The following is a 23,233-nucleotide window of genomic DNA, read 5'->3' on the forward strand; positions in this document are numbered from 1 at the left end:
CGCCCCGCGGCCCCGCACCCCCCGCGCCACCGCCCCGCCCAGGAGGTTTGCCATGCCCGCGGACCGACCCGTACCCCTCGACGAATACCCCGTCCACCAGGCCCCGTTGTCGATGAAGCACCTCGTCAGCGGCGACCGGAACGCCTACGACCGCTGCATCTTCCACGTCTTCGACCATGCCGGCCGGGCCGTCCTCATCCTCGGCCTCGGCGTGTACCCCAACGCCGGGGTCATCGACGCCTACGCCACCCTGCGCACCGGAGACGAACTCCTCGCGGTCCGCGCCTCCGACGCCCTCACCGACGACCGCATGAACCTCTCCGTCGGCCCCCTGCGGATCGTCGTCGACGAACCCCTGAAGCGGATCACCCTCCAGTGCGACGCCGACCCCGCCGACCCCGCAGGGCTCTCGTACGACATCACCTGGACCGCCGAATTCCCCGCCGTCTGGGAACCCCACCACGTCCAGCGGCGCGGCGACCGCCTCATGCTCGAAGGCCGCCGCTTCGTCCAGGCGGGCGGCGTCACCGGCACCATCCGCGCCAAGGGCGAGCAGTACACCCTCAACGCCGCCGAGTGGACCGGCACCCGCGACCGCAGCTGGGGCGTGCGCCCCATACCCGGCGAGGACGGCGGCCGGGCCGCCGAGGAGTACCGGCCGGAGGGCTTCCACTGGCTCTGGATCCCGGTCCGCTTCGAGGACCGCTTCGTCATGGTCATCGCCCAGGAGGACGCCGACGGGCACCGCAGCCTGAACGAGGCCGTCCAGGTCTTCCCCGAGGACAGCGGCCGCCGCGACGTACAGCTCGGCTGGCCCCAGACCGAGATCCGCTACCGCCCCGGCACCCGCCACCCCGAGAGCGCCGTCGTCCACCTCGCCGACCCGGCCCGCAAACCCCTCGAACTCGGCGTCGAGATCCTGGGCTCCTCCCCGCTCGCCGTCGGCGCCGGCTACCCGCCCGCCGCCGACTGGCAGCACGGCACCTGGCAGGGCCGCGGCTGGGCCGACCGCCGCGTCTACGACCTCTCCGACCCCGCCGCCCACCCCATGGCCGCCTTCGGCGTCACCGACCACTCCGCCCGCTTCACCCTCGACGGCCGCACCGGCTTCGGCATTTTCGAGCACGGCAGCTTCGGCCGCCACGACCCGAGCGGCTTCACCGACTACGGCTCGGTGGCCCCGTAGCAACGCCCCCGTACGAGAAGCCAGCAGAAGGAAGGGGAAGTCATGGCAGCACCGGCACCACGCCCGCGCACCTCCACCCGCGAACCCGAGGAACTCCGCCGGCGCCTCGCCGCATGGCTCGACGCCGAGCTCCCCGGCGCGAAGATCACAGGCGTCTCCGTCCCCGGATCCAACGGCATGTCCAGCGAGACCCTGCTCTTCGACATCGAGCACCCCGACACCCCGGTCCGCGCCTGCGCCCTGCGCCTCGCCGCCGACCCGGCCGCCTACAGCGTGTTCCCCACGTACGACATGCCCCGCCAGCACCGCGTGATGAGCCTGGTCGCCGACCACACCGACCTGCCCGTCCCGCGCGTGCTGTGGCTGGAACAGGACCCCGGCCCGCTCGGGGCGCCGTTCTTCGTCATGGCCCGCGCCGAAGGCCGGGTCCCGCCCGACGTCATGCCCTACACGTACGAGGGAAACTGGCTGCACGCCGCGAGCGACTCCGAACGCGCCGTACTCCAGGAGGCCAGCATCTCGCTGCTGGCCCGGCTGCACGACCAGTTCCCCGCCAAGGAGGCCGAGTTCCTCCTCCCCGAGGGCACGGGCAGCCCGCTGCGCCGGCACGTCGACGCCCAACGCGCCTACTACGCCTGGGTGGTCGACGGACTCGCGCCGTCACCGCTGCTGGAGCGGGCCTTCGACCGGCTGGAGGAGCTGTGGCCCGCCGACGAGGGCCCCGCCGTCCTCAACTGGGGCGACGCCCGCATCGGCAACGTCGTCTACGAAGCCGACGGCTTCCGGCCGGTGGCCGTACTGGACTGGGAGATGGCCGCGTACGCCCCCCGCGAGGTCGACCTCGGCTGGACCGTCTACCTGCACCGCTTCTTCCAGGACCTGACCGTCGGCTTCGGCCAGAGCGGCCTGCCGGACTTCCTGCGCCGCGCCGACCTGGAGCGCCGGTACGCCGAACTCACCGGCCACAGCCCGCGGGACATGGAGTTCCACACCCTGTATGCCGCCCTGCGGCACGGGATCGTGATGCTGCGGATCGCCTACCGGCAGGCGTACTTCGGGGAGGTCGAGGTCCCCGCGGACCCGGACGGCCTGATCCTGCACCACGCCAGCCTCGCGGCGATGGTGCAGGGCACGTACTGGTAGATCCGGCAGATCCGGCAGATCCGGACCATCCGGCGGATCCCGATCCGCGGCGGATCCGGCCGGGAAAGTCCTCAGGCCGCCTGCGCGTGCTGCCGCATCTGCGGCAGCAGCGTCGGCGCCGGCATCCGCACGGGACGCGAACCGGGACCGCCGACGTGCGAGAAGGGCTGCGTCCGCCAGTCCAGACCCTGCGGCAGGTCCAGCAGGACCACCTCGAGCTCCTGGGGCTCCTCGAGGCCCCTGCCCACGGTCGGCAGCGCCTCGGACGCCGGGCGGCCCGTGCCCGCGCACACCGTGAGCCCGAACGGGTTCCACGGGGTCAGGCAGAGCGCGTGCTCCGGCAGGTACTCCTCGTCCGCGACGAGGGCGATCGACTGGCCGCAGTCGGGGCAGATCGCGTGGTGGATCTCGAAACCGTCGACGTCTTCGAGGTACTCCCCGTCGTCCGGGTACCCGGTTTCGTCGAATTCCGCGGGCTCCGGTGCGGTGCGACCGGCACGCTTGGTGTTCAGCATGGTTGTACTCCCCCTTGGGTGGGCCGGGCGGGCAGGTTCTGCGGCCTCGGCCACACGAAGCACTTCCCGCCGCGCGGCACGAGTAACCACAACATCCCGGCGTACGCCTGCATACCCTTGTGGCCTTGGTCACATGCCCGCCGCAGGTGCCACTTGTACGTGGACAGCACTGTGCCTGAAGCGCCCTTGGGCCTTAGGTTGAGCGGCTATGAGCGCAATGGAGGAGCTGGACCGCCAGATCGTGGATCTGCTCGTGCGGGACGGGCGGATGAGCTACACGGACCTGGGCAAGGCCACCGGACTGTCCACATCGGCCGTCCACCAGCGAGTACGCCGTCTGGAACAGCGCGGGGTGATCCGCGGGTACGCGGCCGTCGTCGATCCCGAAGCCGTCGGCCTGCCCCTGACGGCCTTCATCTCGGTGAAGCCCTTCGACCCGAGCGCGCCGGACGACATCGCGGACCGGCTGGCCGGCGTACCGGAGATCGAGGCCTGCCACAGCGTCGCCGGCGACGAGAACTACATCCTGAAGGTCCGCGTCGCGACCCCGCTGGAGCTGGAGGACCTCCTGGGCCGCCTGCGCGCCCTCGCCCACGTCTCGACCCGCACGACGGTGGTCCTCTCCACCCCGTACGAGGCCCGCCCGCCCCGCGTGTGACGCCTTTTCCGCCGCGCCCCGCGGGGGCGCGGTCGAGGCGGGGCACCGGACCCGCGAAACTGAGGGCATGACTGACCGCACCGCCAGCTCCGTCGACGCCGCCGGCGCCCCCGCATCCGAACGGACCGTCCTCCTCCGCGGGGGCGAGGTACACAGCCCCGCCGACCCCTTCGCCACCGCGATGGTCGTCGAGCGGGGACACATCGCCTGGGTCGGCTCCGAAGGCGCCGCCGACGCCTTCGCACAGGGCGTCGACGAGGTCGTCGACCTCGGCGGGGCGCTCGTCACCCCCGCCTTCACCGACGCGCACGTCCACACCACCTCCGCCGGCCTCGCCCTCACCGGCCTGGACCTCACCGGCGCCGCCTCCCTCTCCGACGCCCTCGGCCTCGTCCGCGCGTACGCCGAGCGCCGCCCCGCCGACCGGGTGCTCCTCGGCCACGGATGGGACGCCTCCCGGTGGCCCGAGCGCCGCGCGCCCCGCCGCGAGGAGCTCGACGAGGCCGCCGGCGGCCGGCCGCTCTACCTCAGCCGCATCGACGTGCACTCCGCCGTGGCCACCACCGCCCTGCTGGACCTCGTCCCGGCCGTCTCCGTCCGCGGCGACGAGCCGCTGACCCGCGACGACCACCACGCCGTCCGCAGGGCCGCGCTCGCCGCCGTCACCCCCGCCCAGCGCGCCGAGGCCCAGCGGGCCGCCCTCGACCGGGCCGCCTCCCTCGGCATCGGCTCCGTCCACGAGTGCGGCGGGCCCGACATCTCCTCCGCCGAGGACTTCGCGGACCTCCTCAACCTCGCCCGGGAAAGGCCCGGACCGCGCGTCTTCGGGTACTGGGCGGACCGGGACCTCGAACAGGCCAAGGCGCTCGGCGCCATCGGCGCCGCCGGCGACCTCTTCGTGGACGGAGCCCTCGGCTCCCACACCGCGTGCCTGCACGCCCCGTACACCGACGCGGGCCACACCGGCACCGGCTACCTCGACGCCGCCGAGGTGGCCGAGCACGTAGCCGCCTGCACCGAGGCGGGCCTGCAGGCCGGTTTCCACGCCATCGGCGACGCAGCCCTCACCGCCGTCGTCGAGGGCGTGCGCGCCGCCGCGGAAAAGGTCGGCCTGGCCCGCATCCGCGCCGCCCGGCACCGCGTCGAGCACGCCGAGATGATGACCCCCGCCACCATCGCCGCCTTCGCGGACCTCGGCCTCACCGCCTCCGTGCAGCCCGCCTTCGACGCCGCCTGGGGCGGCGAGGACGGCATGTACGCCGACCGGCTCGGCGCGGAGCGCGCCCGTACCCTCAACCCCTTCGCCGCACTGCTCAAGGCCGGTGTGCCCCTCGCCTTCGGCTCCGACGCCCCGGTCACCCCGTTCGACCCCTGGGGCACCGTCAGGGCGGCCGCCTTCCACCGCACCCCCGAGCACCGGATCTCCGTCCGGGCCGCCTTCACGGCCCACACCCGGGGCGGCTGGCGGGCCCTGGGCCGCGACGGCGCGGGCGTGCTGGTGCCCGGCGCCCCCGCCGACTACGCGCTCTGGGAGACCGCCGAACTGGTGGTCCAGGCCCCCGACGACCGGGTCGCCCGCTGGTCCACGGACCCCCGTTCCGGGACCCCCGGACTGCCCGACCTGACCCCCGGCAGGGAACTGCCGGTGTGCCTCGCCACGGTCGTCGGCGGGCGGGAGGTATTCGTACGGCCACAGGGGTGATCCGGTCGGCCTCGGTTCGGTACGGGCGCTCGGACCCGGATAAGTTCGGCCGGGTCCACCACCGGACGTCCGTACCGGGCGGATCCGTCTGCTCAGCGCGCCCGCGCCTCGGGGGCGAGGGAAGGTTTCGTCGGGATGGGGGTCCCCCCTGCTCCGAAGGGAGCTCGGGGGAGGGTGGCCCCGCGTCGGGGCCCTGCGGTCCAGTAGACAACGGTCACGGAGACCCGCAGCCAGCGGGAGCCTGACCGGCCCGAAGGACCGCGGGCCCCGACCACTGTTCTAAAGTCATCCTCTGTGACAGGACGTACAAGAACACGAAGGCGGACTCAGTGAGCGACGGCGGACAGCGAGGCCACGGACCGCTCGGCACGGCCTTGGTGATCATTCCGACCTTCAACGAGGCGGAGAACATCGGGCCGATCGTCGCCCGCGTGCGCGCGGCGGTGCCCGAGGCGCACATCCTGGTCGCGGACGACAACAGCCCCGACGGCACCGGCAAGCTCGCCGACGAGCTGGCGGCCGGCGACGACCACGTGCACGTCCTGCACCGCAGGGGCAAGGAGGGCCTCGGCGCCGCCTACCTGGCGGGCTTCGCCTGGGGCCTGGAGCGCGACTACGGCGTGCTCGTCGAGATGGACGCCGACGGCTCCCACCAGCCGGAGGAGCTGCCGCGGCTGCTCACCGCGCTGGCCGGCGCCGACCTCGTGCTGGGCTCGCGCTGGGTGCCGGGCGGCCGGGTGGTCAACTGGCCCAAGAGCCGCGAGTTCCTCTCCCGCGGCGGCTCGACGTACTCGCGGCTGATGCTGGACGTCCCGATCCGCGACGTGACGGGCGGCTACCGCGCCTTCCGCCGCGAGACCCTGGAGGGGCTGGGCCTCGACGAGGTGGCCTCTGCGGGTTACTGCTTCCAGGTCGACCTGGCCCGCCGGGCCGTGCGCCAGGGCTTCCGGGTCGTCGAGGTGCCCATCACGTTCGTCGAGCGTGAGTTCGGCGACAGCAAGATGAGCAGGGACATCGTCGTGGAGGCCCTGTGGCGGGTCACCCAGTGGGGGCTCAAGGCCCACGCGGCGAAGCTGACCGGCCAGGACAAGCCCAAGGGCACGGACAAGGGCTCGGACAAGGGCACGGACAACGGCTCGGACAAGGGCACGGACAACGGCTCGGACAAGGGCACGGACAACGGCTCGGACACGGGCTCGGACAAGGGCGGGAACCGCGCCTGACGGGTACCCGGCGCCCCTTAGGGGATGTCCGGTACCTCCGGCTGAGGTCGCTTTTACGCCGCCCCAGGCACACTGGGTGTCATGACGACCGGCGTTCCCCTCTCGACGGCCCCCCGGCGGCGTTCGCGCGCCCGCACGTTCCTCCCCCTGGCGGTCGCCGCCTGGCTGGTCCTGGAGATCTGGCTGCTCAGCCTGGTCGCCGGCACGGCCGGCGGGCTGACCGTCGCCGCGCTGCTCGCGGGTGGAATCGTGCTCGGCGTCGTGGTCATCAAGCGGGCCGGGCGGCGCGCCTTCAAGAACCTGACGACCACCTTCCAGCAGGCTCAGCAGGGGCAGCAGCCCACCCCGCAGCAGCCGGGCAGCGGCAACGGCCTCACGATGCTGGCCGGCCTGCTCCTGATCCTGCCGGGACTCGTCTCCGACGTGGTCGGTCTGCTCTGCCTGCTCCCGCCCGTCCGGGCGTGGATCGGCCGCCGGGTCGCGGGCTCCCTGGAGCGCAAGATGGCCACGGCCCCGGCCGGCAGTTTCGGCGACGCCTTCCAGCAGGCCCGCATCCACTACCCCGACGGCAAGGTCGTCCAGGGCGAGGTCATCCGCGAGGACGAGCCCCGGCAGCCCGGCCCGGACGCCGGGTACCGGCCGCCGCTGGCGCCCTGAGCCCCGTACGGCACAGGCCGTACCGGCATCCGGCGCAGCCGGGCCGTAGACGCAACGAAGCCGAGGGCCCCTGCCACAGTTCGTGGCAGGGGCCCTCGGCTTCGTTCTCCGTGTCCGGCTGTCAGGCGGACTTGCGGCTGTCCCGCGGATGCACGGCAATGTTCATGGCGCCGGAACGCAGGACCGCCAGCCTCTCGGCCAGCACTTCCTCCAGTTCCTCGCGGGTGCGCCGCTCCATGAGCATGTCCCAGTGCGTTCGCGCAGGCTTGCCCTTCTTCTCTTCGGGCCCGTCCCCGTCCACCAGGAGTGCCATGGCGCCGCACGCCTTGCACTCCCACTCCGGCGGAATCTCTGCCTCAACCGAGAACGGCATCTCAAATCGATGTCCGTTCTGGCATGCGTACTCCACCGCCTGGCGCGGGGCCAGATCGATGCCGCGGTCCGTCTCGTAGCTGGTAACCACGAGCCGCGTACCGCGGAGAGCTCGCTCACTCATGAATCGTGCCTCCCGGGCTTGTCGCCCACAGGACAGGTGTCGCTGTCGTCGTCATCCGGTCAACGTCCGGTCGGCGGTATAGATTCCCGCTCCGGGTGATGCGTCGCCCGTCGTGCCGCCCCTTGTTGTACCCACCAGTGCCCGTTTTGTCACATCTGGCAGCAGATGTCACCCAACGTCTTCACTTCTTCAGCGCGCAGTAACGGTCCCGCTGGCAGGCCAAAGGCGTACACTACCGGCCCTTCGCTTCAACGTCGAAATCCGTTCGGAATTCGTATGAAGATCCGGGCCGGATCCGCTGCCGGAGCGCCCGCCGGATCCGCTCAGATCCGCTCGGGAACAGGATTGCCCGCCGCCTCCACCGCGCGCCGCACCGGCACCCGTGCCAGCAGCACGAAACCCAGTGCGAAGAACACCACCAACGAGATGATCGCGTCCCGGTAGCTGCCCGTGACCTGGTACGTCAGGCCGAACACCAGCGGTCCGATCCAGCTCAGCCCGCGATCGCTCATCTCGTACGCGGAGAAGTACTCGGCCTCCTTGCCCGCCGGCACCAGGTGCGAGAACAGCGAGCGCGACAGCGCCTGGCTGCCGCCCAGCACCAGCCCGATCATCGAGGCGAGGGCGAAGAACCACACCGGCGTCCGGGCCGGCAGGAAGTACCCCGCCGCCAGCGTCAGCGCCCACGCCGCCAGCGAGCCGAGGATCGTCCGCTTCGCGCCGTAGATCACGGCCAGCCGGCCCATGCCCAGAGCGCCCGCCACGGCCAGCACCTGCACCAGCAGCACCGCCGCGATCAGCGTGGACTGCTCGAGCTCGAGCTCCTGCTTGCCGTAGATCGAGGCCTGCGAGATCACCGTCTGCACGCCGTCGTTGTAGATCAGATAGGCGAGCAGGAACGACAGGGTCAGCGGGTAGCGCCGCATGTCCTTCAGCGTGGCGACGAGCTGCTTCCAGCCACTCACGGCCGGTGCCGCCCCGGGCTCCCGCGCCACGGCGCGGTCCCGCAGCCGGCGCAGCGGGACGATCGCGAAGGCTCCCCACCACAGGCCCGCCGACGCCAGGCAGATCCGTACCGCTTCGCCCTCGCTGAGCCCGAAGGAGTCGTGGCCCAGGTAGAGCACCAGGTTGACCACGAGCATCAGCGAGCCCGCCGTGTAGCCGAAGGCCCAGCCCCGCGAGGACACCGCGTCCCGCTCGTCCGGCGTGGAGATCTGCGGCAGGTAGGCGTTGTAGAGCACCATCGAGACCGAGAGCGCGGCGTTCGCCACGATCAGCAGCAGTCCGCCCAGCAGGTAGCGCTCGCCGCCCAGGAAGAACATTCCGGCGGTGGCCGCCGCGCCCGTGTACGCCGCCACCGCGAGCAGCGGCTTCTTCCGGCCGGTCCGGTCGGCGACGGCCCCCACCAGCGGCATGAGCAGCAGGGCGAGGATCACCGACGCCGAGACCGAGTAGGCGAAGAACGACCCGACCCGCACCGGGATGCCCAACGGGTGCACGAACCCGGGGGTGCCCTGCGCCTTCGCGGCGGCCTCCGCCACCGAGGTCAGGTAGGGCCCGAGGAACACGGTCAGCACGCTCGCCGAGTACACCGAGACCGCGAAGTCGTAGAAGTACCAGCCCCGCTGCTCGCGCTTGCGCGCGGCCGCGCCGGCTCTGCCGTCCTCGGCCCCCGGTTCCGCTTCGTCCATGGTCTGCGCACTCATAGGTGCCCCCTCGCTGGTCCCCGTACCGCACGGCCCACCGGATCCGCACGGCGGCCGTACGGGCCCGTCAGGCCCAGGCCCCGCGGCGGTCCAGCACCGTGCGCAAGATGTCGATCCGGTCGGTCATGATGCCATCGACTCCCAGGTCAAGGAGAGCCTCCATACGTTCCGGTTCGTTCACGGTCCAGACGTGCACCTGGAGTCCCCGCTCGTGCGCCGTGCGCACGAACCGCCGGTCGACCACACGGATGCCCGCCTGCGTCTCCGGAACCTGCGCCGCCACCGCCCCGACCCGCAGCGCCGCCGGGATCGCGTACGAGCGCAGCCGCAGCCCGAGCACCCCGCGCACCCCGTACGAGGTCGCCAGCCGGGGTCCGGCGATCTTCTGGGCGCGGGCCACCCGGCTCTCCGAGAAGGAGCCCACGCACACCCGGTCCCAGACGCCCGCCCGGGCGATCAGATTGACCAGGGGATGCAGGGCCGACTCGGACTTGACGTCGATGTTCCAGCGGGCGTCGGGGAACTCCTCCAGGAGCTCCTCGAACAGCGGCAGCGGCTCGGTGCCCGCCACCCGGACCTCGCGGACCTTGCTCCAGGTCAGCTCGGCGATCCGGCCCTGCCCGTCGGTGACCCGGTCGAGCGTGGAGTCGTGGAACGCGACGAGCTTCCCGTCGGCGGTGGCGTGCACATCGGTCTCGAAGTACCGGTAGCCCGCATCGGCGGCCCGCCGGAAGGCCGCGGCGGTGTTCTCCAGCCCGTCCGCGGCACCTCCCCGATGCGCGAAGGGGATCGGAGCGGGGTGGTCCAGATACGGATGGCGAAGGCGTACGTGCGTCACCCGCCGCAGTATGCACGGTGTCACCGGCGGGGAGGGAGCGGCCGGATGGCTGCGTGGTGAACGCCGCACCGCCCCTGGCCCGGGTGGACCGCGGCGTGACAGGCTGTGGGGGCGGAAGCAATCCAATACCGGCCGCGCCCGCCAGCGGGCGGGGCCAATTCGATGAAGGTGGACCGGACAGCATGGCAGAGTGGACCTCGGCGGTGGGTGCCGCACAGCTCGCCCGTCTCATCACCTCCCAGCAGGAGCGGCCCGGTGTCCCCGGGGCGCGGAAGCTGCCCGCCTACCGCAACCTCGCCGACGGCATCCGGCTGCTCGTCCTCGAAGGCCGCGTCCCCGTCGCCGCCCGGCTGCCCGCCGAACGGGAGCTCGCCGTCTCCCTCTCCCTCTCCCGCACCACCGTCGCCGCCGCGTACGAGGCCCTGCGCGGGGAGGGCTTCCTGGAGTCCCGGCGCGGCGCCGGCAGCTGGACCTCCGTACCGGCCGGGAACCCGCTGCCCGCCCGGGGGCTGGAACCGCTGCCGCCCGAGTCCCTCGGCTCGATGATCGACCTCGGCTGCGCCGCGCTCCCGGCCCCCGAGCCCTGGCTCACCAAGGCCGTACAGGGCGCCCTCGAAGAGCTCCCCCCGTACGCGCACACCCACGGGGACTACCCCGCCGGGCTGCCCGCCCTGCGGGGGATGCTCGCCGACCGCTACACCGAGCGCGGCATCCCCACGATGCCCGAGCAGATCATGGTCACCACCGGCGCGATGGGCGCCATCGACGCCATCTGCAGCCTCTTCGCCGGCCGCGGAGAGCGGATCGCCGTCGAATCCCCCTCCTACGCCAACATCCTCCAGCTCATGCGCGCCGCCGGCGTCCGGCTCGTGCCCGTCGCGATGGCCGACGGCCTGGCCGGCTGGGACATGACCGTGTGGCGCCAGGTACTGCGCGACGCCGCGCCCCGCCTCGCCTACGTCGTCGCCGACTTCCACAACCCCACCGGCGCGCTGGCCTCGGACGAGCAGCGCCGCGCCATGGTGGAGGCCGCCCGCTCGGCCGGCACCGTACTCGTCGCCGACGAGACCATGGCCGAGCTCCAGCTGGACCCGGCGCTGGAGATGCCCCGCCCGGTCTGCTCCTTCGACCCGTCCGGCTCCACCGTGATCACCGTCGGCTCCGCCAGCAAGGCCTTCTGGGCCGGCATGCGGATCGGCTGGGTCCGCGCGGCACCCGACGTCATCCGCAGCCTGGTCGCGGCGCGCGCGTACGCCGACCTCGGCACACCGGTGCTCGAGCAGCTCGCGGTCAACTGGCTGATGCGGACCGGCGGCTGGGCGGAGGCCGTGGAGATCCGCCGCGACCAGGCCCGCGAGAACCGGGACGCGCTGGTCGCCGCGGTGCGCCGGGAGCTGCCCGACTGGGAGTTCGAGGTGCCGCAGGGCGGGCTGACCCTGTGGGCCCGCGCCGGCGGCCTGTCCGGATCCCGGCTGGCCGAGGTGGGGGAGCGGGTCGGCGTACGGGTCCCCTCGGGGCCGCGGTTCGGCGTCGACGGGGCCTTCGAGGGCTACGTCCGGCTGCCGTTCACCGTCGGCGGGCCCGTGGCCGAGGAGGCCGCGGTCCGCCTCGCGGCGGCCGCCCGCCTGGTCGGCACGGGCGCGGGCGGCAGCGGCGCCGAACCCCCGCGCACGTTCGTCGCGTAGGACCCGGGGGACGGCGGACCCGGCGGTTCAGGGCTCAGGGGCCGACGGGCCAGGGGCCGCGCGCCGGCGGGGCCTCGGCCGGGGCCTCCTCGGCCTCCTCGGCGTCGGCCGACGGATCCTGCGCCCGGGCCGGCGGCTGCACGATGTGCAGCGGCTTCGACAGCGTCACGCGGCCCGGCACGCCCGGGGCCGGCAGCTGCCGGCCGGGCAGCAGCTCCTGCACCGCATGGCGGTGCGCCGGGTGCGTGGCGTCGTCGTACGGGTCCGGCGTGGCGGGCACCTGCAAGCGGTGCACGGGACCCGCGCCGAGCCGCGCGTACCCGCGCCCCGGAGGCACCTGGGCCGTCGGGGTGGTGTGCGGCGGCAGTCCCAGCACGTCGGTGATCTGCTGGATCGCGGCGGCCCCCAGCACGACCCGGGCCCGGGTGTGCTGCCAGACGGCGTCGTTCAGCAGCTCCAGGTGGTCGAACTGCTCGGCCACCACGACCGTGATGTGCGCGGTGCGCCCGTGCCGCAGCGGCACCTGGAGCCGGGCGAGGGGGTCGGGGCTCCCGTCGGCCGCCGCGAGGTGCGCGAGCACGCTGGGCCGGTCCAGCAGGATCCACAGCGGCCGCCGGGTGTCCTCGGGCGCGGGGCGGCCGGCCTCGCGGGCCCGGTGCGTGGCGATCAGCCGCCGTTCGGTCTCGCGCGCGGCCCACTCCAGGGTGGCCAGCGCCCCGGCCGGACCGCACTCCACGGCCAGCACGCCCGTACGCCCGGACAGGCAGGAGAACTCCCCGCTGCCGCCGCCCTCGACGACCAGCACCTCGCCCCCGTGCTGCAGGGCCTGCAGGGCGATCGAGCGCAGCAGGGTCGAGGTGCCGCTGCCGGGCTGGCCGACGGCCAGCAGGTGCGGCTCGGTGGAGCGGGGGCCGGTGCGCCAGATCACCGGCGGCACGTCGCGCGGCTGGTCGTCCTCCAGGACCGGCAGGGTGCGCTGCACACTGCCGGCATCGGTGAAGCCGAGCACGGTCTCGCCGGGAGAGGTGACGAACGGCTGGGCGGCGATGCCCGTCGGCAGCGCCGTGAGCACCGTCAGGTCGAGCTGGTTGCCCTCCTCGTCCCAGTCGAAGAGGTACTCCCGGCCGCGCCCGGACTTGGCGTGCAGCAGGGCCTCGATCCGGGCCCGCGAGGCGGCCTCGGCGTCGGTGAAGTAGGCGGGGTAGCGGATCCGGAGCCGGGTGATGCGGCCCGCGTCGTCGAAGGCGTAGTCGCTGAACGCCTTGTCCCACTCCCCGCCGTGGGCGAAGAGCGGGCTGGGGTCCTCGGGGGTGGAGAAGTACGGGACGAGGGCCTCGTAGAGGGAGCCGAGCCGTTCGGTCTCGGCGTCGCTGGGCCCGGTCTTCACCGGGGTCCGGTCGCGCCCCTGCCAGGCCGCCGCCGCCATCAGGGTGATCAGGGCGACGAGGGGCCCGTACGGGACGAGCGCGACCACGAGGACGCAGGCGGCTCCCAGGAACAGCGCGGGACCACGCTTGTCCCTGGGGGTCTGCGTCCACTTGCGCCGCCCGGCCGAGGCCAGGACGCGCAGGCCGCGCCCGATGACGAGGAGCGGATGGAGGACGTCCGTGGCGCTGTCGGCGGCCGTGCGAGCAAGGTCGCGGCCCCGGGCCAGCGACGTGGTGCCGCTGCTGAGGATGCGGGGGAGTGGGCGCCGGGCCACGGGCGTCTCCTGGAGTTGTCGTGGAGCGGGACGGTGCGGTCGGGGGGCGGGGAGGGCCTGATCCGCCGGGCACCCCCTACAACTTGATCCCGCCGAGCAGGCTCGCGAGGCTCGCGGTGCTCGCCGTGATGCTCGGCGCGATGGCGGAGCCGGCGAGGAAGAAGCCGAACAGCGCACAGACGAACGCGTGGGACAGCTTCATCCCGTCCTTCTTGAAGAAGAGGAAGGCGATGATGCCGAGCAGGACGACGCCTGAGATGGACAGGATCATGAGAGGTTCTCCTGGTGGGTGGGGACAGTCACCATCAGTTGTTCCAGGCTCACAGGAAGTATCAATGCGATAAAAGGTGCATACGGGTGAATGTGGGCTTTTTTCACTTGACCGGCGCAGCCCCGCTGGCGCGTCCGGCGCCGAGCGGGGCCAACCGGACCGGCCCGGCCCCCACCAGTGCCGACGGGGATCCTTGCCTCGGTCCGGCCCCCGTATGTGCAGGTCCGGGCGCTACCCTGGCGATTCACCCGTACGGCCGCAGCGCCGTACGCCCCCCTGCCCGCCGGACTGGGGAACCTCATGCCGACAGCGAGTGAAAGGCGGTACGACAGATGAGCGAGCACGAGCCCACCGAGGGCGGCTCCCAGGGCGCTCCCGACGAGGACGTCATCGAACTGGCCACCAAGATCTTCGACCTCGCCCGCCAGGGCGAGACCGAGACGCTCACCGCGTACCTCGACGCCGGAGTACCGGCCAACCTCACCAACGACCGCGGTGACACCCTCGTCATGCTGGCCGCGTACCACGGCCACGCCGCCACCGTCACGGCCCTGCTGGCCCGCGGCGCCGAGGCCGACCGCGCCAATGACCGCGGCCAGACCCCGCTCGCCGGCGCCGTCTTCAAGGGCGAGGAAGCCGTCATCCGCGCCCTGCTCGCCGGAGGCGCGGACCCGACGGCCGGAACCCCCTCCGCCGTGGACACCGCCCGCATGTTCGCCAAGGCGGACCTGCTGGAACTCTTCGGAGCCAACTAGTCCGTTTTTGCCCGTGACCTGGCACGGTCCGACCGGTCCGCCACCTCACGGGTTGATCACGGCAGCCGTAAATGTGGTCGCGGTGCACAAACCGGCTGGGTCATCATGGCGTCGGATTCGATTTGCGAACACGGCGGACGGGCAGGAGCGGGCAGGACACGAAGGGTGTCCGTACCCACCCCCTGCGCAGACCGGCCGTCCCGGTCGCGAAGCACCGACGAGAGTGAGAAGGCAATGGTCTACATCGAGCGGAACATGACGGCGAACGTCCTCACATGCTGTTACGCGGCCCTGTGAATCCCGATTCCCGGTTGCGTCCCCAGCTTGATTTGAGGCCATTCCCATGTTCGAACCAGTCATAGCGCCAAGCGGCACCCTGCTCGGGCTCCTCCAGCGGGGCCGCGGCGACGGCACGCTGCACGCCCTTGCGGCGCCCCGCACGGAGGCCCTCGCGGCCCTCAACCAGTGCGTGGTCAGCGATCCGCGCCAGGACTGGCAGGTCGAGAACCGCTCGCTGTACTACGCACGCCTGTACCTGGACCTCGACGGCCCCCTCGGCGAGATCGAGAGCCACCTCTTCAGCGCCGACGACCTCGTCGACGACACGGACCACCGGACCGGACTCGCCCTGTCCGTCCTGGGCCACCTGGCCTCGTACGGCCGCGACGACGCGCTCATGCTGCTGCGCCGCTACGCCGCCTCCGGCGCCAACTGGGCCTGGGCCCTCGACGAGCTCGCCCTGCGCGACGACGACGAGGGGCTGCGCAGCCTCGCCACGCCCGTCCTCGCCAGATTCCCGGCCACCGCCGAGGGCGAGGCGCGGCTGGCCGCCGCCGTCCGCGACGCGTACGAGCCCCGGCCGTGGTGCCTGTGGGAAGAGTCACCGGAGTACGGCGACCGCCTGCGCGCAGCCCGCCAGCAAGGCTCCTTCGACCGCTGGCAGCGCCAGCTCACCCCGAACGGCCCCCGGCCCGGCTGGGGCGTACAGGCCGTCTTCGACTGGGCCGCCGACGGGCTGCGCCGCGGCACCCCGCTGCACGTGCCCGCCGCACGCTGTCTCGCCGCCGTCGCCGCACCCGAGGACCGCTCCGCGATCCTCGCCGCCGCCGCCGGCGCCGCGGGCGAGGCCGCCCGGGCCACCGCCCTGCACCACCTGGTCCTCGCCGAGCCGGAGAACCCGGCCGTGCTGGACCTCATCGAAGCCGCCGGGGACGAGCCCGCCGTGGCCGCCTACGAGCGCATGTGCGGCCCCGCGGCCGTCGACCGGGCCCGGCAGTGGGTCCACCGCCCCGACGCGCTGGGCGCGGCCGCAGCCGCCCTCCTGGCCGCCCGGGGCGCAGCCGAGGACACCGGACTCGTCCTGGGCGCCCTCCGCTCCACCGTCCGCGGCTCGGGCCCGGACGCCCAGCGGCTGTTCGCCCTGGTCGACGGGGCGGGCCGGCTCTCCATCGGCTGCGCGGCACCGGTGCTGCGCCACATCTACCGCGAGACGGCCTCGTCCCACCTGCGCGGGCGCGCGGCGCGCGCCCTGGCCAGCACGGACCCGTCCTTCGCGGCCGGCTTCGCCGTCGAATGCCTCTGGGACTGCGAGGAGACCACCCGCGAGGTGGCGGCCCGCCACGCGGAAACGGCGGACGCCCGCGTAGCGCCGAGGCTCCGCAGGCTGGCGTCGGACCCGGCGGAGGAAGAGGACGTCCAGTCGGCCGTCCGCAGCCGCATCGCGCCGGAGTCGGCGGTGTAGGGCGGGGGGTGCCGGCCTGGGGGCGGGGACGGCGGGCGGCGGGAACCGGGGCGGCCGGGGGCGCTCGGCGTCGGAGGCCGGGCGGGATGCCGGGGGTGGCCCTGGGCACTTGGCGTCGGAGGAGCCGACGGGATGCCGGGGGGCCCATCGGACTCGGCGCAGAAGGCCGGGCGGGATGCCGGGGGCGGACGTGTGGCGCGTCGGAGGAGCCGACGGGATGGCCGGGGGCGGGGCCCATCGGACTCGGCACCGGAGGGCGGGCCGGGACGCCGGCGGCCGCGCGAGCGGGGTCGGGGCCGCGGATGGGGACGCCGGGGGCGGGTTCGCGCATTGGCACCGGGAGAGCGGATCGGGACGTCGTCGGGGCAGGGCCGCGCAATCGGAGTCGGGGGAGCGGATCGGGGGCCAGGGGCGGGGTTCGCGCCCTCGGCATCAGGACAGTGGATCGGGGGCCAGGGGGCGGGGTTCGCGAACTCGGTGTCGGTGTGTGTCCGGGGGTGTCCCGTCAGTCCACTGTCCTTCCGTGTCGTGCCGGCCCGTCAAGGGCGCTCCTCCTTCGTCGTCGCGTCGCTTCGCGATGGCCTTCGGCCACCCTTGACCGACCGACCCGCCCCGGAATGCCATAAGACTGCCGGGAAGCCCCCGAAGGAATGGCCGGGGGGTTCATGTTCCGATTGGCCCCGATCAGAGATGCTGACCGGCGGCCCCTGTCCATCCGCACCCAGGCGACCAGGACCACCGATCCAGGCCGGTGCCGGGCCGCGGGGAGGGGAACGCCTCCCTCAAGGGCCCAGATGAAGCCCTTTCCGGACCCAGGCAGGGTCAACCCGCACCAGACAGCGGCCAGATCCCCCTGTCGGTAGGAGTTGGTCCGTAGACGCCCCAGATCGCTACGCGCTCCTCATCTCTCGGCGTCCGCCGGCCGTCTGGGGTTGGGCATAGGCCGCCCACGGCCGGCACGGTCCGGCATGGGATGCGACTGCGGGTTGTTTGTCCCGTTTTGACGCCCAGTTGAGACGTGAACGGGCGCTTGTCGGAGTGAGAGGTTGAGAAATCCGCCACCAGACTCCGTCTGGCCCGCTTTTCGCCCCGAACGGCTCGCAGACGCCCGAAAACCCGCCCACCGAGGCGTCTGGGCGGCCTATGCCCAGCCCCAGACGGCCGTCAGCCGCCAAGCCGGGAGGAGCGCGTAGCGATCTGGGGCGCCTGCGGGCCCACACCTCCCGGCATGGTCATCTGGCCGCTGTCTGGTGCAGGTTGACCCTGCCTGGGTCCGGAAAGGGCTTCCTTTGGGCCCTTTAGGGGACTGTGGCCTCCCCCTGGCCCCATCCCGCTCCACCTCGGTGGTCCCGGGGAATGGGGTGCGGATGGACAGGGGCCCCTGCTCGGCATCTCTGAGGGGCCCTCATCCGTATCCGAACCCCCCGGCCATTCCTTCGGGGGCTTCCCGGCAGTCTTATGGCATTCCGGGGCGGGTCGGTCGGTCAAGGGTGGCCGAAGGCCATCGCGAAGCGACGCGACGACGAAGGAGGAGCGCCCTTGAGGGACCGGCACGACACGGAAGGACAGTGGACTGACGGGACGCCCCCGGACACACACCGACACCGCTCACACAGACCCCGCCCCCCGACATCCCGGCAAATGTCTCCGACGCCGCTCAGCTCAGAACCCGCCCCGCCTCCCCAGGCCCCCGCTCGCCTCACCGACGCCGAGAACACGAGCCCCACCCCCGTCCTCCCGATCCGCTCGCCTGCTGCCGAATGCACGGACCCCGCCCTCGGCGTCCCGATCGAGCCTTTCGGCGCCGAGCGCGTGGACCCGCCCCCCGCCCTCCCGACCGGCGCCCCCGACGCCGCTTGCTCAGACCCCGCCCCCGCCCTCCCGACCGGCGCCCCCGGCGCCGAGCGCGGCGCCCCCGCCCCCGCCCCCCCCCGCCTGCCCCTCCCCCTACCCCCGCACGAACCTGACCCCCACCCCCGGTCTGGCCTGGGCTGCTGCGTTCAGGGGTGGGCCCGGGGGGACCACGCCTACGACCGGGTAGCCGCCCGTCACCGGGTGGTCGGCCAGGAACACCACCGGCAGGCCGTCCGGGGGGACCTGGACCGCGCCCAGCACCATGCCCTCGCTCGGGAGTTCACCGCCGCGGCTGCGGATCAGCGGGGCCCCGGCCTCGGTGCGCAGTCCGATGCGGTTCGACTCCGACGAGACCCGGAACTCCGCGCGCCACAGGGCCGCGAGCGAAGCCGGCTCGAACCAGTCCGCCCGCGGCCCCAGCCGCAACGGCAGCACCAGCTCGGTCGGCGCCCCCGGCACCCGCAGCGCATCCGCCCCGCTGACCGGATCCGGCCCGGGCGGACCCACCGGCAGCTTTGTCCCGGCCGACAGGACGGCCGGCCCCAGCCCCGACAGCAGGTCCGTCGAGCGACTGCCCAGGACCGGCGGTACGGCGAAGCCTCCCCGCACCGCGACGTAGCTGCGCACCCCCGACTCCGCCCGGCCCACCTCCAGCTCCGCCCCGGCCCGGAGCCGGACCGGGGCTCCCCAGGCCACCGCCCGGCCGGACACCCGTACCGCACAGGGAGCGCCCGTGACCGCCACGGTCACGGGCGTCAGCGCCCGCAGGCCGACCCCGTCCAGGGTGGTCTCCAGCGCGGCAGCCTCCGGCGGGTTGCCCAGCAGCCGGTTGGCCAGGCCGTGCGCCCCCGTGTCCAGCGCGCCGGACCTGGGCACCCCCAGATGCGCGTACCCGGGCCGCCCCAGGTCCTGGACGGTGGTCAGCGCCCCCGCCCGGAGCACCTCCAGCGCAGCACCGCTCACCCCGCCACCTCCTCGAACCGCACCCGTACCCCCGGCGCGAACAGTGCCGCCGGTTCCCGCTCCGGATCCCACAGCACCGCGTCCGTGCTCCCGATCAGCTGCCAGCCGCCGGGGGAGGAGCGCGGGTACACCCCCGCGTACTCGCCCGCCAGCGCCAGCGAGCCCGCCGGGACGGCCGTACGGGGCGTGGCCCGCCGCGGCAGGTGGTAGCGCTCCGGCAGCCCCGTCAGGTATCCGAATCCCGGGGCGAACCCGCAGAAAGCCACCCGGAACACCGTCCCCCCGACGATGCCCGCCACCTCCCGCTCCGCGACCCCCCACAGCCGGGCCGCCTCCGCCAGGTCCGGGCCGTCGTACCGCACCGGGACGGTGACCAGGGGCCCCTCGGCCTCCGCGAGCGGCGGAACCTCCCAGCGCGCGATCCGTTCTGCCAGCGCACGCGGCTCGCGCACGCCGTCCAGCAGCACGGTCCGTGCGGCCGGCACGACGTCCCGTACGGCTCCCAGCTCGCCCGCGTCCCGCCGCCGCAGCAGCTCCGCGTGGAGCGCGGCCACCTCCGCCGCCGAGTCCAGCTCCATCAGCAGCGCCTCACCGCCCACCACCAGCGGCCTCACGCGAAGGCCTCCACCCGGACGCCGGCCGCGCCCAGCGCCTCGCGGACCCGCAGGGCGAGCTGCGCCGCCCCCGGGGTGTCCCCGTGCAGGCACAGCGAGCGCGCCTCCAGTGCCACCCGGGAGCCGTCGGCGGCCGTCACCGCGCCCTCGGTCGCCATCCCGACCGCGCGGGCGACCACGGCGTCCGGGTCGTGCAGCACCGCCCCCGGCTCGCTGCGCGGCACCAGCGTCCCGGCCGGCGTGTACGCCCGGTCGGCGAACGCCTCCGGTACGGCCGTGAGGCCCGCCGCCTCGGCGGCGGCCAGCAGCAGCGAGCCCGGCAGGCCGAGCACCGGCAGGTCGCCGGCCCCGGCGGCCGTCCGCACGCCGGCGACGACGGCGCCCGCCTGGCCGGCGTCGTGGACCGTGCGGTTGTACAGCGCACCGTGCGGTTTCACGTACGACACCCGGGAGCCGGCCGCCCGTGCGAAGACCTCCAGTGCCCCGATCTGGTACGCCACCTCGTCGGCCAGCTCGCCCGCGGGCACGTCCATGGAGCGCCGCCCGAAGCCCGCCAGATCCCGGTACGAGACCTGCGCGCCGATCCGTACGCCCCGCTCCGCGGCCAGCTCGCAGACCCGGCGCATGATGGACGGGTCCCCGGCGTGGAAACCGCAGGCCACGTTGGCGCTGGTGACGACGGACAGCAGGGCCTCGTCGTCGGTCAGCGTCCAGCGCCCGAAGCCCTCGCCGAGGTCGGCGTTGAGATCGATCAGAGGTGTGATCATGGCAGCCATGCGGTGAGCGTAGAACAGCGCCCGCACGGCGGTGACGGGGTTCGGCCGCGCGTTCGGTGGGACGTCCGGTGCCACGCCTGCGGGTGCCCGGGACCGATCCGGCCGAACCATGCCGTTTGGGATGTTGTCCGTGTCAGCGCCTAGTCTTTGTCCGTGACTCTCCCTGCCCCGGCGAAGACCCTTCCGTCCCCGGCGCCGGGCCCGGCCGCCGACGAGGGCCTGGCCCGGCGGCTGCGCGCGCTCGCCTGCACCGCCCCGCTGCACGACCTCGACGTACGCAAGGCCAATCTCGCCGGCGAGTACGGGATCTACGCGATGGCGGAGGTCGCGCTCGCCGCGATCGACCTGGTCACGCTCAACATGGACTTCGACACCGGCGCCGACCACGAGCAGATAGTGGCCCGGCTGCTGCCGCGCATCGCCGCGCAGGCACCACACCGACCGGCCGCCGAGCACGAGCGGGTGGCCCGCTGGGTGCTGGAGAACCTGATCAACGTCGGCAGCGTGGACCGGGGCTTCCGGGCGATCTACGGCACGTTCGGCCCCGACGGGGTGTACGTACGGCGGGACTACGACTTCAAGCTGATCGAAGAGGTCCCCGGCTACGGCGGCGCGGTCTACCTCCGTACGACGGACGAAGCCGTCAACGTGCTGGTCGGCGCCCTCGACACGGACGTCACCAGCGCGCAGATCGCCGCCGAGGTGAAGCTGGAGGTCCTGATCAGCCGGGGCCGCCTGGCGGACGCCCAGCTCGCCGCCGAGCAGGCCCGGTACCGCACGGTCCAGTACGCCGAGACGCTGCGCCGCACGCTGGACGCGACCCGGCGCAACGTCCGGGCGGTGGACTGGCTGCAGTCCGTGCCCGACATGATCGAGGAGGCCCTCGACCATGTCGCCGACCGCTACCGGCACGAGAACGCGATCCTCACGAACATCCGCCGGGCGCGCGACGAGGCGGAAGAGCCGGAGAACAAGCGGCGCGCCGCCGAGCTCGTCGACATCGTCAAGGACTGCATCCGCCGCCACACCCAGCTCCAGTCGCGACTGCTGGACGCGGGCCCGCTGTTCCGTGCCGAACAGGACCGGCAGGCCTTCGCGGCGCCTTCCCCGCGCTCGGGGATCGACCTGTACGGGCAGCTCGTCGCCCCGATCCTGCCGCTGCCGGTCGCGCAGGCCGGACGGGTCACCGACGCCTTCTTCGCCGCGGGCGCGGGCTTGCGCACGCCCGTCTCCGTGCGCGTCGCCGACCTCGTCGAGATACTGCTGACGCCGCCGGTGGAGCGCGAGCACCTCGGCGCGGAGATGCCGGAGCCGGACCTCATCGCGACCCCCGACGACAGCCGCTTCAGCGAGGAGCAGCTGGCCGCCGCGATGGAGCTCCTGGACCTGCCGCACGACGCCCCGCGCCGCCTGTCCGGGCTGCTCGCGCAGGCCCGGCGCAGCGACCCGGACCTGCCGTACCTGGTGGCCCTGCTGGCCGTCCACGCGGCGAGCCCGGCGGTCGGCACGGCGTACCGGCAGGGCGAGGAGCGGCTGCTCTTCGCGGTGGACGACGGCACGGAGCTCGACGACCCCGAGTTCGGCGGCGCGGACCTGATCGTCGGCACGGCCCTCCTGGACGCGGCCGCGATGACCGCGGACCGCACGGAGGCGGCATGACCGCCGTCCGCCCGGGCCGCCGCCCGCGCCCGCGGACCGGCGTCGCCGCCGGTCCGACCGCCGGGCGCCCCGCCGCCGTACATCACGACCACCCCACCGCCGAGGAGATCCACCCGTGAGCGACCACCACGCCGAGAACCCCGCGTGGAGCGAGCCCGACGCGCCGTCGGCTCCCGTCGCGCCCGCCCCCGGAGGGTCCGTCACCCCCGCCGACGCCGCGGACGCGGCACGGCTCGTCGCCTTCGGGCTGCAGCCCAAGCTCCTCCCGGCCCGCGACGCCGAGTACGCCGAACTGCTGCGCCGCTACCGTGAGGACCCGGCCTTCGGGCGTCTCGCCGACGCCGTCGCCACCGGCCTCGGCCTCGTCGTCCTCGAGGTGTCCCCGCGCGCCGGCATGGCCGTCGCCGCCGGCGAGGACTCCGTCTTCGCCGTCCGGATGGGCGACTACGCCCGCCGCACCACCGCCGACTCCGCCGACCGCTTCCTGCACGGCCTCGCCCACCTCGCCGTCGCCGCCCTCGCCTTCCCGCGGCCCGAGGACCTCGCCGACGACGGCTACATCGGCCGCGTCACCGTCAACGGCGTCGACGCGTTCGTCCGGCAGACCTGCCGCCGCCTCGAGGAGCGCGCCGAGGAGCTCGGCGAGAACACCGACCCGGCCACCGGCGCCCCCGGCCTCGAGGCCGCCTGGCGCGTCTACGCCCGCCGCAGTGCGACCGGCGCCACCAAGGACGCGCGCCGCCTCGCCGGCTCCACCACGGGCATCGTCGGCAAGGCCGCCGCCTTCCTCACCGACTCCGGGTTCCTCCAGCGCACCGGCGACGACGCCGGCGGCACCTACCGCACCACCCCCCGCTACCAGCTCCAGGTCCGCGACATGGCGGGCAGCGCGGCCATGGCCGAGCTCCTGGAACTCGGCGTGGTCCCCGTCAGCGACGGCTCCGCCAGCCTCCTCCCGCCGCCCGAGGGCGACGACCTGGAGCTCGCCGCCGACGCCGGACTGCCCTTCCACGCCTGAGGCCCGCCGCCGAGCACCGCCGCCCGACCTGCCCTACGTACCGAGACACACCGAGAAACAACGAGAGTCCG

General features: G+C 73.8%; 21 protein-coding genes. 12 read left to right on the forward strand and 9 right to left on the reverse strand.

The annotated features are described in order from the left end of the window. Positions 1–52 precede the first annotated feature (52 nt). Both AB5J51_RS32015 and AB5J51_RS32020 read left to right on the forward strand, forming a co-directional pair. Complete coding sequence (locus AB5J51_RS32015) at positions 53–1,186, forward strand: hypothetical protein (RefSeq protein ID WP_369779201.1); 1,134 nt, start codon at positions 53–55, stop codon at positions 1,184–1,186. Between the two features lie 42 nt (positions 1,187–1,228). Then, positions 1,229–2,329, forward strand: a complete 1,101-nt coding sequence (locus AB5J51_RS32020) for a phosphotransferase family protein (RefSeq protein WP_369779202.1) — start codon at positions 1,229–1,231, stop codon at positions 2,327–2,329. Positions 2,330–2,400: 71 nt separating this feature from the next. Here AB5J51_RS32020 and AB5J51_RS32025 read toward each other — a convergent pair whose 3' ends face one another. Beyond that, positions 2,401–2,844 carry a hypothetical protein gene (locus AB5J51_RS32025; protein WP_369779203.1) on the reverse strand — a complete coding sequence of 148 codons (444 nt, stop codon included), beginning with the start codon at positions 2,842–2,844 and terminating at the stop codon, positions 2,401–2,403. Positions 2,845–3,061: 217 nt separating this feature from the next. On the opposite strand from AB5J51_RS32025, the gene AB5J51_RS32030 reads away from it, so the two are divergent. The 4 genes from AB5J51_RS32030 to fxsA all read left to right on the forward strand — a co-directional run bounded on the left by AB5J51_RS32030 (position 3,062) and on the right by fxsA (position 7,084). After that, positions 3,062–3,502, forward strand: a complete 441-nt coding sequence (locus tag AB5J51_RS32030; protein ID WP_030011705.1) for an Lrp/AsnC family transcriptional regulator — start codon at positions 3,062–3,064, stop codon at positions 3,500–3,502. A gap of 67 nt (positions 3,503–3,569) precedes the next feature. Next, entirely contained in the window at positions 3,570–5,204 is a 1,635-nt protein-coding gene (locus tag AB5J51_RS32035) for an amidohydrolase (RefSeq protein WP_369779204.1), read from the forward strand. 329 nt (positions 5,205–5,533) lie between these two features. Continuing rightward, positions 5,534–6,427, forward strand: a complete 894-nt coding sequence (locus AB5J51_RS32040) for a glycosyltransferase (protein ID WP_369779205.1) — start codon at positions 5,534–5,536, stop codon at positions 6,425–6,427. Between the two features lie 81 nt (positions 6,428–6,508). Then, positions 6,509–7,084, forward strand: coding sequence for an FxsA family membrane protein (gene fxsA / locus AB5J51_RS32045; protein ID WP_369779206.1), 576 nt, complete (start codon positions 6,509–6,511; stop codon positions 7,082–7,084). Between the two features lie 121 nt (positions 7,085–7,205). On the opposite strand, the gene AB5J51_RS32050 is transcribed toward fxsA, so the two are convergent. The 3 genes from AB5J51_RS32050 to AB5J51_RS32060 form a co-directional block, all read right to left on the reverse strand. Beyond that, a complete protein-coding gene (locus tag AB5J51_RS32050) occupies positions 7,206–7,580 on the reverse strand; it encodes an RNA polymerase-binding protein RbpA (protein ID WP_007262928.1) in 375 nt (124 codons plus the stop codon). A 323-nt stretch (positions 7,581–7,903) separates the two neighbouring features. Further along, positions 7,904–9,286 carry an MFS transporter gene (locus AB5J51_RS32055; protein WP_369779207.1) on the reverse strand — a complete coding sequence of 461 codons (1,383 nt, stop codon included), beginning with the start codon at positions 9,284–9,286 and terminating at the stop codon, positions 7,904–7,906. A 67-nt stretch (positions 9,287–9,353) separates the two neighbouring features. Further along, on the reverse strand, positions 9,354–10,124 hold the full coding sequence (locus tag AB5J51_RS32060) for a glycerophosphodiester phosphodiesterase family protein (RefSeq protein ID WP_053789516.1): 771 nt from the start codon (positions 10,122–10,124) through the stop codon (positions 9,354–9,356). A 182-nt stretch (positions 10,125–10,306) separates the two neighbouring features. Here AB5J51_RS32060 and AB5J51_RS32065 point away from each other — a divergent pair, with 182 nt between their 5' ends. Beyond that, positions 10,307–11,809, forward strand: a complete 1,503-nt coding sequence (locus AB5J51_RS32065; protein ID WP_369779208.1) for a PLP-dependent aminotransferase family protein — start codon at positions 10,307–10,309, stop codon at positions 11,807–11,809. A gap of 34 nt (positions 11,810–11,843) precedes the next feature. Here the strand turns inward: AB5J51_RS32065 and AB5J51_RS32070 are convergent, their stop codons facing one another. Beyond that, complete coding sequence (locus tag AB5J51_RS32070; protein WP_369779209.1) at positions 11,844–13,511, reverse strand: hypothetical protein; 1,668 nt, start codon at positions 13,509–13,511, stop codon at positions 11,844–11,846. A 76-nt stretch (positions 13,512–13,587) separates the two neighbouring features. After that, a complete protein-coding gene (locus tag AB5J51_RS32075; protein ID WP_030162614.1) occupies positions 13,588–13,782 on the reverse strand; it encodes a hypothetical protein in 195 nt (64 codons plus the stop codon). A gap of 332 nt (positions 13,783–14,114) precedes the next feature. On the opposite strand from AB5J51_RS32075, the gene AB5J51_RS32080 reads away from it, so the two are divergent. Both AB5J51_RS32080 and AB5J51_RS32085 read left to right on the forward strand, forming a co-directional pair. Next, the gene (locus tag AB5J51_RS32080) at positions 14,115–14,537 is read left to right on the forward strand and encodes an ankyrin repeat domain-containing protein (RefSeq protein WP_053789513.1); all 423 of its coding nucleotides are present in this window, start codon (positions 14,115–14,117) and stop codon (positions 14,535–14,537) included. Between the two features lie 343 nt (positions 14,538–14,880). Further along, positions 14,881–16,278 (forward strand): HEAT repeat domain-containing protein, encoded by a 1,398-nt coding sequence (locus tag AB5J51_RS32085; protein ID WP_133898620.1) that lies wholly within the window; start codon positions 14,881–14,883, stop codon positions 16,276–16,278. A gap of 1,947 nt (positions 16,279–18,225) precedes the next feature. Here the strand turns inward: AB5J51_RS32085 and AB5J51_RS32090 are convergent. Genes AB5J51_RS32090 through AB5J51_RS32100 form a run of 3 tightly spaced genes read right to left on the reverse strand, consistent with a single transcriptional unit; the run spans position 18,226 to position 20,464 of the window. Then, the gene (locus tag AB5J51_RS32090) at positions 18,226–19,095 is read right to left on the reverse strand and encodes a biotin-dependent carboxyltransferase family protein (RefSeq protein WP_053790311.1); all 870 of its coding nucleotides are present in this window, start codon (positions 19,093–19,095) and stop codon (positions 18,226–18,228) included. Continuing rightward, complete coding sequence (locus AB5J51_RS32095; RefSeq protein ID WP_369779211.1) at positions 19,092–19,709, reverse strand: allophanate hydrolase subunit 1; 618 nt, start codon at positions 19,707–19,709, stop codon at positions 19,092–19,094. The genes AB5J51_RS32090 and AB5J51_RS32095 overlap by 4 nt, the downstream gene beginning before the upstream one ends. Further along, on the reverse strand, positions 19,706–20,464 hold the full coding sequence (locus AB5J51_RS32100) for a LamB/YcsF family protein (protein WP_369780346.1): 759 nt from the start codon (positions 20,462–20,464) through the stop codon (positions 19,706–19,708). The genes AB5J51_RS32095 and AB5J51_RS32100 overlap by 4 nt, the downstream gene beginning before the upstream one ends. A 174-nt stretch (positions 20,465–20,638) precedes the next feature. Between AB5J51_RS32100 and AB5J51_RS32105 the strand changes: the two genes are divergently transcribed. The 3 genes from AB5J51_RS32105 to AB5J51_RS32115 are packed head-to-tail and all read left to right on the forward strand — an operon-like array spanning position 20,639 to position 23,162. Further along, entirely contained in the window at positions 20,639–22,144 is a 1,506-nt protein-coding gene (locus AB5J51_RS32105; RefSeq protein ID WP_369779212.1) for a hypothetical protein, read from the forward strand. Beyond that, the gene (locus AB5J51_RS32110; protein WP_267887526.1) at positions 22,141–22,263 is read left to right on the forward strand and encodes a hypothetical protein; all 123 of its coding nucleotides are present in this window, start codon (positions 22,141–22,143) and stop codon (positions 22,261–22,263) included. Before AB5J51_RS32105 ends, AB5J51_RS32110 begins: the two co-directional genes overlap by 4 nt. Beyond that, positions 22,260–23,162: a hypothetical protein gene (locus AB5J51_RS32115; protein WP_030303380.1), complete on the forward strand. Its 903-nt coding sequence runs from the start codon at positions 22,260–22,262 to the stop codon at positions 23,160–23,162. The genes AB5J51_RS32110 and AB5J51_RS32115 overlap by 4 nt, the downstream gene beginning before the upstream one ends. The last annotated feature ends 71 nt before the right edge of the window (positions 23,163–23,233 follow it).

Source organism: Streptomyces sp. R33 (assembly GCF_041200175.1).
Classification (GTDB): Bacteria; Actinomycetota; Actinomycetes; order Streptomycetales; family Streptomycetaceae; genus Streptomyces; species Streptomyces katrae_B.

Coding starts and splice junctions, on each gene's coding strand:
- AB5J51_RS32025 (WP_369779203.1), bottom strand. CDS start 2,844: ATGCTGAACACCAAGCGTGCCGGTCGCACCGCACCGGAGCCCGCGGAA.
- AB5J51_RS32080 (WP_053789513.1), top strand. CDS start 14,115: ATGAGCGAGCACGAGCCCACCGAGGGCGGCTCCCAGGGCGCTCCCGAC.
- AB5J51_RS32085 (WP_133898620.1), top strand. CDS start 14,881: ATGTTCGAACCAGTCATAGCGCCAAGCGGCACCCTGCTCGGGCTCCTC.
- AB5J51_RS32110 (WP_267887526.1), top strand. CDS start 22,141: ATGACCGCCGTCCGCCCGGGCCGCCGCCCGCGCCCGCGGACCGGCGTC.
- AB5J51_RS32030 (WP_030011705.1), top strand. CDS start 3,062: ATGGAGGAGCTGGACCGCCAGATCGTGGATCTGCTCGTGCGGGACGGG.
- AB5J51_RS32065 (WP_369779208.1), top strand. CDS start 10,307: ATGGCAGAGTGGACCTCGGCGGTGGGTGCCGCACAGCTCGCCCGTCTC.
- AB5J51_RS32055 (WP_369779207.1), bottom strand. CDS start 9,286: ATGAGTGCGCAGACCATGGACGAAGCGGAACCGGGGGCCGAGGACGGC.
- AB5J51_RS32015 (WP_369779201.1), top strand. CDS start 53: ATGCCCGCGGACCGACCCGTACCCCTCGACGAATACCCCGTCCACCAG.
- AB5J51_RS32050 (WP_007262928.1), bottom strand. CDS start 7,580: ATGAGTGAGCGAGCTCTCCGCGGTACGCGGCTCGTGGTTACCAGCTAC.
- AB5J51_RS32020 (WP_369779202.1), top strand. CDS start 1,229: ATGGCAGCACCGGCACCACGCCCGCGCACCTCCACCCGCGAACCCGAG.
- AB5J51_RS32035 (WP_369779204.1), top strand. CDS start 3,570: ATGACTGACCGCACCGCCAGCTCCGTCGACGCCGCCGGCGCCCCCGCA.
- fxsA (WP_369779206.1), top strand. CDS start 6,509: ATGACGACCGGCGTTCCCCTCTCGACGGCCCCCCGGCGGCGTTCGCGC.
- AB5J51_RS32075 (WP_030162614.1), bottom strand. CDS start 13,782: ATGATCCTGTCCATCTCAGGCGTCGTCCTGCTCGGCATCATCGCCTTC.